Genomic DNA, 12,209 nt, shown 5'->3' with positions numbered 1-12,209 from the left:
CGGCCGAGGGCATTGAGATGACCTGGTTCCACAGATCGATCGTGGAGACCGGTCGTCTTCCCCTGTTCTTGTTCTTGATCGCATTCATAGCGACGTTCATCTTCATCCGGATCAGCGTTCGCCTGATTCGTGCGGAAGTGCGCTGGTGGCCAGGCAATGTCGCGCCGGGCGGACTCCACCTGCACCACGAGTTCTTCGGCGTGATCGTCATGGTGTTGTCGGGATTCGGGCTGGTCGCGGTCTCTCGCTTCGATACTCCGATCGCAGACTGCGTGCTCGCGGCTCTCTTCGGAATCGGCTGTGCCCTCGTCCTCGACGAGTTCGCGCTCATCCTGCATCTGCGAGACGTGTACTGGGAGAAGGAGGGTCGGGCGTCGGTCGACGCGGTGTTCGTCGCCATCGCGATCGGCGCGTTGTTCCTGATGGGCTTTCGGCCACTCGACCTGACGTCTGCGGCCGACGAGTTCCGCGATGATCCGAACGTGACGGCGCGGATCGTTGTCATGCTCGGCATCGTGGTGAATGTCGTGTTGGCGGCGATCACTCTCGCCAAGGGAAAGCTGTGGACCGGACTGGTCGGTATGTTCTTTCCGGTTCTCCTGGTGGTCGGCGCCATTCGCATCGCGCGCCCGGCGTCACCGTGGGCGCGTTGGTTCTACCGCAGCCGAGAAGGCAAGTACGACAAAGCGGTCCGACGCGAACAGCGGCTTCGGGAACCGCTCATTCGGTGGAAGATCGTGGTGCAGGAGGCGCTCGCGGGCCGATTCGGTGTCCCAGATCTGCCGCCCGACCCGGTGCCCGAGGTTGTTGCGGCGGCTCCGGGTGGCGTCGCGCTTCCGAGCAGAGCCGCGACAGCCGTGCGTTGGCGTCGGGTGCGACATCGGCTTCGTGTGGTCCCCACGTGGCGACTGCCGGTGATCCTCGTGTTAATCGCGATCGTCGCGGCGCTGCTGTGCATCACGATCGACGAGAACCTCGGTCTCGACGTCGACTCGGGAACCTTGGCGACCGTACTCGGCGTGATCGCCGGGGCCACAGCCACTTTGACGGGCCTCGTTTTCACCGCGGTGACGCTCGCGATGCAGTTCGGGGCGTCGCAGATCTCGGTTCGCGTCATCCCCATGCTGCAGCGTGAGCCGGTGATGCGCTGGTCTGTCGGGTTCTTCCTTGCCACATTCGTGTTCAGCGTGATGGTGGCGATGGATCTCGCTTTGACCGGCCCCGATGACGGGACTCCTGGAGCTTCGACGGCGATTGCGGCCTTCCTGACGGTGGTGTCGGCGATCCTGTTCGTCGCGCTGGTCAGCAAGGTCGGCGCGGTTCTGAACGTTGCGCAGTTGATGCGATGGATCGCTGCGGACGGTCGTGCGTCGATCCGCCGGCTGTACCCGGAGGAGTCGCTCGAGACCCAGGTGCCGAACGTGGCACCCACGCCTGACACCGCTCTCGACGAAGAGTCACGTCACGTGATCATGTTGCGCGAGATAGGTTCTCGGGGTCGGGTGTTGCTCGCGGTGAACGTGCCGATGTTGGAACGGTACGCGGCGGCCTGGGGTGTGAGATTCGATCTGCTGGTGATGGTCGGCGACAACGTGCCGCACAACGTCGGCGTGATCGCGGTGGTCGGCAACCCTCGAGGCGGGCCGGTGCCCGAGCACAAAGTGTTGCGGTGCTTGCTCTTCGGCGATATGCACCAGCCGTCGGTGAGTCCTGTCGCTGCGCTGCAGGCTATTTCAGACATTGCGCTCAAGGCGATCTCGACCGCGGGCAATGATCCGAGCACCGTGGTGTTGGCGCTCGACCACATCGAGGACATGCTGCTGATGCTTGCGCCTCGTGTCCACGCGGACGCGGTTCGACGTTCGCCTGCGGTGCGCGGCTATCGACGGACGTGGGCGGACTATGTCGCGATCGGCACCGATGAGATCCGTAGGCACAGTCACGGCCAGGCCCAGGTGCATCGACGACTGCGTGCGCTCTACGAGACCGTCGCGGCACAGTGCGGCGCGGACCAACAGCCGCCGATCGTCGAACGTCTTGCGGCACTGGACGAACAGGTCGCGCTCGATTGGCCGATAGCCCTCGACCGTCGGCTCGCGGAGCGTCCGGACCGGCAGGGTTACGGCTCTGAGCGCGGGTCGACGTTCGACTGAGCACGCGCTCCGGCGTCGACCACCGGAACCTCGGCGATCGCGGCCGTCCCACCGCCGGGACGTCGGGTGACGGTCAACGAGCCGCCCTGTTGCTCGAGGCGCACCCGACGCGAGACAAGTCCGATGTGTCCCTCGGCGACGCGACGATCGAGGGCCGACTCGTCGACACCGCGTCCGTCGTCGACAACAACCACACGAGCTGTGCCGTCGTCGAATTCGACTGACAGTTCGACGGCGTGGGCGTCGGCATGCTTGACCACGTTGGTCAGCAGCTCGCGTGCGGTTGCGAACAGCATGGGATCGGACGTGGTGCGCAGATCGCTCGGCCAGCCGACGGTGTCCACCGAGATCGTCAGCGGGGCACGCTGTTCGACCGAGGCCGCGAGGTCGGTGACCGCAGTGGCGAGTCCTCCCTGTTCGAGTACGGCGGGATGGAGTTCGCCCAACGTCGAGCGCAGTAGCCTCGACGCCTCCCGAAGCGCTGTGTCGACCCGTCCGAGAGCGTCGGGATCTGTGCCGTCGCGCGCGGCATCGAGTTCCTGCCGCGCGCCGAGCACGTACTGCAACGCGCCGTCGTGGAGGTGCTCGGCGAGGTCGCGACGTTCGCGTTCCTCGATGCGGACGGTCTCGTCGAGAAGCCGAGCACGTTGTGCCGCAAGAGATCCGATCGTCGACACTCGTGAGCGCTGAACGGTCGAGAGCATCACGCTGCCCAGTGCGAGGATCGCGACGACAAGCGTGCGCATCGCGATCAGCGACCACGGTTCGCCGTTGGGGACACGGGCCAGAGCGCTCGCGAGGAAGTAGACGACGACGGCGGGATCACCACGAGCGCACAGACTCTGGGGCGCAGTTGCGTCGCGGCGATCATCGGGATGGCCACGAATCCGTTGACGAGTACATCCGAGGTCCAACTGACCTGATCGGAACGACTCGCCACGACGATCAGCACGACGAGGACAGCGAGGTCGACAAACAAAGCGAGCCAAGCGAATCGGATCATGCCCACCCGTATTCGGGAGGCCGCCAGCACACCCGCGAGACACCAGACGGCGTAGAGCACCGCGACCACGATGCAGAACGCGGCGCCGTCGGCCGGCGGATCGAGGAGCACTGTCGCCAGCACGAAGATCGCGAGCAGCATGCGCAGCACGACCTGCACTCGGACGCCGAGAAGTGCGTAATCGATCAAGATCTCGGAGATGCGCGGCTCGTCGATCAGCTCCGTCAGGCCGAGCTGCGGCGCCTGGCCATCCGGGTTGCCCGAGCGTCCATAGCTCAGGCGTCTGAACAATGAGGGTCGAGTCATTCGAGGAGTCCGCGACGCATCGCCTCGGCGACGGCGGCAGCGCGGTCGGACACGCCGAGCTTCTCGTACAGGTGTTGTGCATGTGTTTTGACGGTCGACGCCCCGATGAAGAGCTCGCCTGCGACCTGCGGGATCGACAGGCCGCGAGCGAAGCCTTCGAGTACCTGGCGTTCACGCTCACTGAGCGCTGGGCCGTCGTTGCGCGCATGCGACCTGATCTCACCGACGAGCCCTGCGGCCAACTCCGCGGGGACCACCGTCTCGCCTTTGGCGACCCGCGTGACGGCTCCGACGATCTCGTCGCGGCTCGATTCCTTACTGAGATACCCCGCAGCACCCTTCTCCAGCGCGGCGAAGACGATGGGCGCGTGGGTGACAGCGGAGAGAATAAGGACCCTTGTCCGCAGTCCGTCCCTGGTCACCGCGTGCGCGACGTCGACGCCGGTCAGTCCCGGCATCTGATAGTCGACGACGGCCACGTCCGGCAGGTCAGCACGAATGAGTTCGAGGCCCGAGGTGCCGTCGCCTGCCTCGCCCACCACGCGAACGCGGCCACTCTGGGTGAGTCCGCGAGAGATGCCATCCCGGAAGAACGGATGGTCGTCGATCACCACAGCAGTCACCAGCGATTCCACCGACTCAGGATAGGCGTTCGACGTCCCGTTTGTTGCACGTAACCTGCGCAATCAGCGGCGATGTGGTAGCCGGATTTCAATACTGGGTACTCCCCGTGAGAAAATATTCGACAATGCTCATGAAGCAGTGGGGTGTCAGCGCGATCTCAGGGTCGGCGCACCCCCGCCAGCAACGGCGCTGGCACGAGGCAGCCACCGAGTGATCACAGGATCAGCCCAGGTCAGCCCACGATGAGGGTGGATTCTGTTGGCTCGGAAGGACTGCTGTCAACGACGAAACGGGTGACAGCTCTGCGCAACGTCGCGCACCTAGTGAGGCGAATACATGAAGCACGCTCCAGGCCCCATTGGGCTCTATGACCCGGCCAACGAACACGACGCGTGCGGTGTTGCGTTTGTAGTCGATATGCATGGTCGTCGCAGCCGCGACATCGTGGACAAGGCGATCACCGCGCTGATCAACCTCGAGCACCGTGGTGCTGCGGGCGCAGAGCCGAACACCGGCGACGGTGCCGGAATCATGATCCAGGTGCCCGACCGCTTCCTGCGTGAGGTTGTCGACTTCGAACTGCCCGCCGAGGGCAGCTACGCGACCGGTATCGCCTTCCTGCCGCAGGGCTCGAACGACGCCGCGACCGCCGCCGAGGGCGTCGAGAAGATCATCGAGTCCGAAGGTCTGACCGTGCTCGGCTGGCGCGAGGTACCCACCAACGAGAACGGCCTCGGTGCGCTCGCGCGCGACGCGATGCCGACCTTCCGTCAGGTGTTCCTCGCCGGTGCCTCGGGCATGGAGCTCGAGCGCAAGGCATTCGTCGTACGCAAGCGTGTTCAGCACGAACTCGGCAACAAGGGTGCCGGTGCCGACGGCCCGGGCCGCGAGACCGTGTACTTCCCGAGCCTGTCGGGCACGACCTTCGTCTACAAGGGCATGCTCACCACCCCGCAGCTGCGGGAGTTCTACCTCGACCTGCAGGACTCGCGGGTGGAGAGCGCGCTCGGCCTCGTGCACTCGCGCTTCTCGACGAACACCTTCCCGTCGTGGCCGCTCGCCCATCCGTTCCGCCGGGTCGCGCACAACGGCGAGATCAACACCGTCACCGGCAACGAGAACTGGATGCGTGCCCGTGAGGCGCTGATCGACACGTCGCTGTTCGGCGATGGCGCAGCGCAGAAGATCTTCCCGGTGTGTACTCCCGGAGCGTCGGACACGGCACGCTTCGATGAGGTGCTCGAGATGCTGCACCTCGGTGGGCGCAGCCTGCCGCACGCGGTCCTGATGATGATCCCCGAGGCGTGGGAACGCCAAGAGGCGATGAAGCCGGAGCACCGCGCGTTCTACGAGTACCACGCGTCGCTCATGGAGCCGTGGGACGGACCGGCATCGGTCTGCTTCACCGACGGCACCGTCGTCGGCGCCGTGCTCGACCGAAATGGCCTGCGCCCCAGCCGAATCTGGGTCACAAAGGACGGCCTCGTCGTGATGGCCTCCGAGGTCGGCGTGCTCGACATCGACCAGGCCGACGTCGTGCAGAAGCTGCGCCTGCAGCCGGGCCGCATGTTCCTCGTCGACACCGAGGCGGGCCGCATCGTCGACGACGAGGAGATCAAGGACGAGCTCGCCGCCGAGCATCCGTACGCGGAGTGGCTCGAAAAGGGTCTCGTCCACATCGACCACGTCAAAGCATTGCCGCACGAGCACATGTCCCATCACCGGGTCACGTTGCGGCAGTTGGTGTTCGGTTACACCACCGAGGAGCTCAACCTGCTGGTCGCGCCGATGGCGAAGACCGGAGCCGAGGCCATCGGCTCGATGGGTACCGATACCCCGATCGCGGTGTTGTCGGCCCGTCCGCGAATGCTGTTCGACTACTTCCAGCAGCTTTTCGCGCAGGTGACCAACCCGCCGCTCGATGCGATCCGCGAGGAGATCGTCACCAGCATCGGCGGGACCATCGGGTCCGAAGCCGATCTGCTGCATCCGGGTCCGGAGTCGTGCCGCCAGATCTCGCTTCCCTCACCGGTGATCGACAACGACACACTCGCCAAGTTGGTCCGGATCAACGAGGATGACGCGCTTCCCGACTTCCGCAGCATCCAGATCCACGGGCTCTACCCGGTGTCCGAGGGTGGTGCCGGGCTGCGCAAGGCGCTCGACGAGATCCGCGCCAAGGTCAGTGCTGCCATCGACGACGGCGTGAGCCTCGTCGTGCTCAGCGACAGGGAATCCGACGAGACGCTCGCACCGATTCCGTCGTTGCTGCTGACAGCCGCGGTTCACCACCACCTGGTCCGCGAGCGCAAGCGCACCCGTGTCGGCCTGATCGTCGAATCGGGTGATTGCCGCGAGGTCCACCACGTCGCCACGTTGGTGGGATTCGGTGCGGCAGCGGTCAATCCGTACATGGCCTTCGAATCGATCGAGGACATGGTCGAGCGCGGAGTGCTCGGCGACATCGAATTCGAGACCGCCCGCAACAACTACATCAAGGCCGCGGGCAAGGGCGTGCTCAAGGTGATGAGCAAGATGGGCATCTCCACGGTCGCCTCGTACACCGGCGCCCAGCTCTTCCAGGTGATCGGTCTCGACCAGGACGCCGTCGACGAGTTCTTCAGCGGAATGAACAGCCAGCTCGGAGGCGTCGGACTCGACGAGATCGCCGCCGACGTCGCAACGCGACATGCCTTGGCATTCAACGACCGTCCGTCCGAGCGCGCACATCGCGAGCTCCCGGTCGGCGGCGAGTACCAGTGGCGGCGCGAGGGTGAATACCACCTGTTCAACCCGGACACCGTGTTCAAGCTTCAGCACGCCACGCGCACCGGTCAGTACAAGGTGTTCAAGGAGTACACCAAGATGGTCGACGATCAGTCGGCCCGAATGGCAACTCTGCGTGGACTGTTCGACTTCAACTTCGGCGATCGTGACCCGATCCCGATCGACAAGGTCGAACCCGCGAGCGAGATCGTCAAGCGTTTCTCGACCGGCGCGATGAGCTTCGGTTCGATCTCGGCCGAGGCGCACGAGACCTTGGCCATCGCCATGAACCGACTCGGCGGACGGTCGAATTCCGGTGAGGGCGGCGAGGATCCGCGTCGTTTCCATCACGACGAGAACGGTGACTGGCGTCGCAGTGCGATCAAGCAGGTCGCGTCGGGACGCTTCGGTGTCACCTCGCACTACCTGAGCAACTGCACCGATATCCAGATCAAGATGGCGCAGGGTGCGAAACCCGGTGAGGGTGGCCAGCTTCCGCCGCACAAGGTGTACCCGTGGGTCGCCGAGGTTCGTGGTTCGACGCCGGGCGTCGGCCTCATCTCGCCGCCCCCGCACCACGACATCTACTCGATCGAGGATCTCGCCCAGCTCATCCACGATCTGAAGAACGCCAATCCGCAGGCGCGCGTACACGTCAAGCTCGTCAGTGAGCTCGGCGTCGGAACGGTCGCCGCGGGTGTGTCGAAGGCACACGCCGACGTCGTGCTGATCTCCGGCCACGACGGCGGTACCGGTGCGTCGCCGCTGACATCGTTGAAGCATGCGGGTGCCCCCTGGGAGATCGGTCTCGCCGAGACGCAGCAGACCCTGCTGCTGAACGGACTTCGGGACCGCATCTCGGTGCAGGTCGACGGTCAGCTCAAGACCGGACGCGACGTCGTCATCGGTGCACTGCTCGGAGCCGAGGAATTCGGCTTCGCGACAGCGCCTCTCGTCGTCTCGGGTTGCGTCATGATGCGCGTCTGCCATCTCGACACCTGCCCCGTCGGCGTCGCCACCCAGAATCCGCTGCTGCGTGAGCGTTTCACCGGCAAGCCGGAGTTCGTCGAGAACTTCTTCATGTTCATCGCCGAAGAGGTACGCGAACTGCTCGCTCGCCTCGGGTTCCGCACCCTGCAGGAGGCTGTCGGCCACGTCGAGGCGCTCGACACGACAAAGGCGCTCGCACACTGGAAGTCGTCGAAGGCGGGCAAGCTCGACCTGTCGCCGATCTTGTCGACGCCCGAATCGCCGTTCATGAACCAGGACCTGTACTGCTCCGGCGTGCAGGACCACGGGTTGGAGAAGGCGCTCGACCAGCAACTCATCGCGCAGAGTCGTGAGGCGATCGATCACGGCACCAGGGTGTCGTTCACGTCGAAGATCACCAACGTGAACCGGACCGTCGGAACGATGCTCGGCCATGAGGTCACCAAGACGCATGGCGCACAGGGTCTTCCCGAGGGCACGATCATCATCGACTTCGAGGGTTCCGCAGGCAACAGCTTCGGTGCCTTCGTGCCGAAGGGCATCACGCTTCGACTCGAGGGCGACGCCAACGACTTCGTGGGCAAGGGTCTCTCGGGTGGACGCATCGTGGTGCGGCCGCCGGCGGGAACGCCGGAAGGCTTTGTCGCAGAAGACAACATCATCGCCGGAAACGTGATCGGCTTCGGCGCCACCAAGGGAAAGATCTTCCTGCGGGGCGTAGTCGGAGAGCGCTTCTGCGTGCGTAACTCGGGTGCCACCGCGGTGGTCGAGGGCGTCGGCGATCACGGCTGCGAGTACATGACCGGCGGACGAGTGGTGGTGCTCGGCGACACCGGGCGCAACTTCGCGGCCGGTATGTCGGGCGGCATCGCCTACGTGTACGACCCAGAGAACAAGCTGGGCACCAACCTGAACCCCGAACTCGTCGACCTCGAACCACTCGACGACGAAGACATCGAGTTCTTGTCCGGCATCATCGGTGAGCATCGTGGCGAGACGGCGTCGCCCGTCGCCGCAGCGATTCTCGCCGATTGGGAGAACACCCAGCAGGCGTTCGCCAAGGTCATGCCGCGCGATTTCAAGCGCGTGCTTGCCGCGATCGACGCCGCAGAGAAGTCCGGACGAGACGTGAACGAAGCGATCATGGAGGCCGCACGTGGCTGACCCCAGAGGATTCCTCAAGCACACCGAGCGTGAACTGCCCGAGCGGCGTCCGGTCGACCTGCGGTTGATGGACTGGAAAGAGGTCTACAACGACTTCGACAAGTCGGAGCTGCAGACCCAGGCCAGTCGCTGCATGGACTGCGGTATCCCGTTCTGCCACAACGGTTGTCCGCTGGGCAATCTGATCCCGGAGTGGAACGACCTCGTCTACCGGGATCAGTGGAAAGAGGGCATCGAGCGCCTGCACGCGACCAACAACTTCCCGGAGTTCACGGGTCGTCTGTGCCCGGCGCCGTGCGAGGCGTCGTGCGTGCTCGGTATCAACCAGCCCGCGGTGACCATCAAGCAGGTCGAGGTGGAGTTGATCGACAACGCCTTCGACAGCGGCTGGGTGCAGCCGGTGCTGCCGACTGAGCGCACCGGCAAATCGGTTGCGGTCGTCGGTTCGGGTCCCGCGGGACTCGCTGCGGCGCAACAGCTCACGCGCGCGGGCCACACGGTCTACGTGTACGAGCGCGCCGACCGCATCGGCGGACTGCTGCGCTACGGCATCCCCGAGTTCAAGATGGAGAAGCGCCACATCGACCGTCGTCTCGAGCAGATGCGGGCCGAGGGCACCGTCTTCCGCCCAGGCGTCAACGTGGGCGTCGACATCACCGTCGCACAGCTTCGCGAGGACTTCGACGCCGTCGTGCTCGCGATGGGTTCGACGATCGGTCGCGATCTGCCGATCCCCGGACGTGAGCTCGACGGCATCCACCAGGCGATGGAGTTCTTGCCGCAGGCCAACCGGATTCAGCTCGGCGACACCGTCGACGGTCAGATCAGCGCCAAGGGCAAGAAGGTCGTCATCATCGGCGGTGGCGACACCGGCGCCGACTGCCTCGGTACGTCGCTGCGTCAGGGTGCCGAGATTGTGCACCAGTTCGAGATCATGCCCAAGCCGCCGACCGAGCGCGCCGAGCAGACCCCGTGGCCGACGTACCCGCTGATGTACCGCGTGTCATCTGCCCACGAAGAGGGTGGCGAGCGTGTGTTCTCGGTCAACACCGAGCAGTTCACCGGCGAGAACGGCAAGGTCACCGCGCTCAAGGCCCACGAGGTTGCGATGCGCGACGGTCGGTTCGAGAAGGTCGAGGGCTCGGACTTCGAGCTCGAATGCGATCTGGTGCTGCTGGCCATGGGCTTCGTCGGCCCCGAGCGCGCCGACCTGCTCGACAAGCTGGGCGTCGAATACGACCAGCGCGGCAACATCAAGCGCGACAACGACTTCGCTGCCATCGGGCAGGAGGGCGTGTACGTCGCGGGCGATGCCGGGCGCGGACAGTCGCTGATCGTGTGGGCCATCGCGGAGGGTCGCTCGGCGGCCGCTGCGGCGGACCGATACCTCGCGGGGGCGTCGGATCTTCCCGCACCGATCGTGCCGACACAGGTCGCGCAGCGCTGACCTGCTGACTCCGCTGGGGGTGGTCTCGACAGGCTCGACCAGCGGGGACAGCTCGGCCGGCGGGTGGGGCGCTCGACCGGCGGGTGGGGCGCTCGACCAGCGGGGACAGCTCGACCAGCGGTGGGGCGCTCGACCTTGGGCGGGGCCGTCAGAGCTTCTCGAGCACGCTCGTCATCTGGGTGGGCACCGAGTCGGCGAGGCGGCCGAAGATGAAGCCGAAGAGCGGTTCGCCGATCAGCTTGAAGCGGTGGAAGTCGACGAGCGCACGGTAGGTGACGCTCGTCGTTCCATCGCCGAGGTCGGTGAACGAGAGGTCGTCGGACGTCGTAGCGGTCTTGTTCGAGCCGGAGAACACGACGTGGTCGGGGTCGTCGCGGGTCAGCTCGTAGGTCAGCTCCGTCGAGATCCCGTACAGCTTCGACTTGTTGTGCCAGCGGGTGCCGAGTGCGATCGGGGCGCCGTCTTCCTGCGTGCATTCGACGGTCCCCGGGTCCCACTGCTCCGCGTGGGAGAAGTCGCGCAGATAGGCGACAATCACCTCCCGCGGCTGTCGGACAGTGAAAGTGCGCGAGACGTCGACCACCGTGGCCTCCTTCATGTGGCGGGTAGCTCTGTTCCGTAGACAAAGGTTCTATGAGAGTTCGGTGAGACGACGCTGCCGGATGGGTGGATCCCTGCCTACACTCTCTTGGTCGGGCCGCGGCTGATTCGCCGTGGACACGTGGTTGCGGAGGTACAGGTCGGTGCGCAGGCTTCTCGGGATGGCAGTGGCGGTGGTGTTGGCGGCGTGTGGCGTCGTTGTCGCAACGGCGGGTTCGGCGTCGGCGGCGCCGGGACCGTGCCCCAAGGTATATGTGCTGGCGATCCCCGGGACGTGGTCTGACGGCCCGGGTCTGCTCGGTGCGGTCACGTCGAATCTCGGGCCGGACACCAAGGTCTCCTATGTCGGCTACGACGCCACGGCGTTCCCGTGGGAGAGCGCCATCTACGGAAAGTCGAAGGCGCAGGCCGTAGCCAATACCAAGGGGCTCGCCCTGGACATGCTCAAGCGGTGTCCCGGCACCAAGATCGCGCTCACCGGGTACAGCCAGGGAGCCGACGCCGCGGGCGATGTCGCGTCGGAGATCGGTACCGGCCGTGAGAAGATCCGTCCGCAGCAGGTCGCAGGCGTTGTCCTGATCGCAGACCCCCGCCGCTCGTCGAAGGACAATCTGGTCGGTCCGCCCCTCACCGGACAGGGGAGCGGAGGGCCGCGCCTCCACGGCATGGGCTACGTGCTGCCGCACGCCTTCACCATCTGCGCGCCCAAAGACCTCTACTGCAACGTGCCACGTGATTACTACGTGACGCGCGTGATCGGCTACCTCGCAGAGACCAGTGATCCGACGCCGAGCCAGGTCGGTCAGTACCAGGCAGAGGCGGGCGCGATCGTCAACGAGTTGCTCACCAGGGGCGGACCGGGGAACGTCGTCAACGAGCTCAGCAACGCTCGCGCACGGCAGCAGATCATCGAGTTCAATCGATTCCTGCAGTCCGGTTCACACGGCGACTACGGGAGTTTCCAGGTCAAGCCGGGCGTGACTGCCGTGGCTTGGGCGCATCAGTTCCTCGCCGGATTGGGCTGAACGGCGCGTCGGTCTCTGGCTGGTAACGAATCCTGTGTGACGATCGATACGTAAGGGTGAGTTGCGCCGACGAAGTCGGCAATACAAGATAGTAAAGATCGTATCCATTCTGACGCAGGAAACGTATCGTC

The 12,209-nt window shown here is 65.3% G+C and carries 6 protein-coding genes and 1 pseudogene; 4 read left to right on the top strand and 3 right to left on the bottom strand.

Annotation, left to right across the window (positions count from 1 at the left end; all coding sequences use genetic code 11):
- The first annotated feature begins 17 nt into the window (after positions 1-17).
- Entirely contained in the window at positions 18-2,153 is a 2,136-nt protein-coding gene (locus tag A5788_RS22980; protein WP_049700324.1) for a DUF2254 family protein, read from the top strand.
- Here A5788_RS22980 and A5788_RS22975 read toward each other — a convergent pair.
- Together A5788_RS22975 and A5788_RS22970 are read right to left on the bottom strand one after the other, a co-directional pair.
- Positions 2,120-3,462: pseudogene (locus A5788_RS22975) on the bottom strand (sensor histidine kinase). The gene A5788_RS22980 and the pseudogene A5788_RS22975 overlap by 34 nt on opposite strands.
- The gene (locus tag A5788_RS22970; RefSeq protein WP_049700257.1) at positions 3,459-4,097 is read right to left on the bottom strand and encodes a response regulator; all 639 of its coding nucleotides are present in this window, start codon (positions 4,095-4,097) and stop codon (positions 3,459-3,461) included. The pseudogene A5788_RS22975 and the gene A5788_RS22970 overlap by 4 nt, the downstream one beginning before the upstream one ends.
- 325 nt (positions 4,098-4,422) lie before the next feature.
- Here A5788_RS22970 and gltB point away from each other — a divergent pair, with 325 nt between their 5' ends.
- Together gltB and A5788_RS22960 are read left to right on the top strand one after the other, a co-directional pair.
- Positions 4,423-9,006 carry a glutamate synthase large subunit gene (gene gltB / locus A5788_RS22965; protein WP_049700256.1) on the top strand — a complete coding sequence of 1,528 codons (4,584 nt, stop codon included), beginning with the start codon at positions 4,423-4,425 and terminating at the stop codon, positions 9,004-9,006.
- Positions 8,999-10,453: a glutamate synthase subunit beta gene (locus A5788_RS22960; RefSeq protein WP_049700255.1), complete on the top strand. Its 1,455-nt coding sequence runs from the start codon at positions 8,999-9,001 to the stop codon at positions 10,451-10,453. Before gltB ends, A5788_RS22960 begins: the two co-directional genes overlap by 8 nt.
- Positions 10,454-10,601: 148 nt before the next feature.
- On the opposite strand, the gene A5788_RS22955 is transcribed toward A5788_RS22960, so the two are convergent.
- A complete protein-coding gene (locus tag A5788_RS22955; RefSeq protein WP_049700322.1) occupies positions 10,602-11,036 on the bottom strand; it encodes an SRPBCC family protein in 435 nt (144 codons plus the stop codon).
- A gap of 178 nt (positions 11,037-11,214) precedes the next feature.
- On the opposite strand from A5788_RS22955, the gene A5788_RS22950 reads away from it, so the two are divergent.
- Complete coding sequence (locus A5788_RS22950) at positions 11,215-12,078, top strand: cutinase family protein (protein WP_152930128.1); 864 nt, start codon at positions 11,215-11,217, stop codon at positions 12,076-12,078.
- Positions 12,079-12,209 lie beyond the last annotated feature (131 nt).

This window comes from Gordonia sp. 852002-50816_SCH5313054-c, from assembly GCF_001665925.1.
Classification (GTDB): domain Bacteria; phylum Actinomycetota; class Actinomycetes; order Mycobacteriales; family Mycobacteriaceae; genus Gordonia; species Gordonia jacobaea.
Note: the sequence above shows the minus strand (reverse complement) of the source record. Positions and strands in the feature narration are given on the sequence as shown.

Coding starts and splice junctions, on each gene's coding strand:
- A5788_RS22980 (WP_049700324.1), top strand. CDS start 18: ATGACCTGGTTCCACAGATCGATCGTGGAGACCGGTCGTCTTCCCCTG.
- A5788_RS22950 (WP_152930128.1), top strand. CDS start 11,215: ATGGCAGTGGCGGTGGTGTTGGCGGCGTGTGGCGTCGTTGTCGCAACG.
- gltB (WP_049700256.1), top strand. CDS start 4,423: ATGAAGCACGCTCCAGGCCCCATTGGGCTCTATGACCCGGCCAACGAA.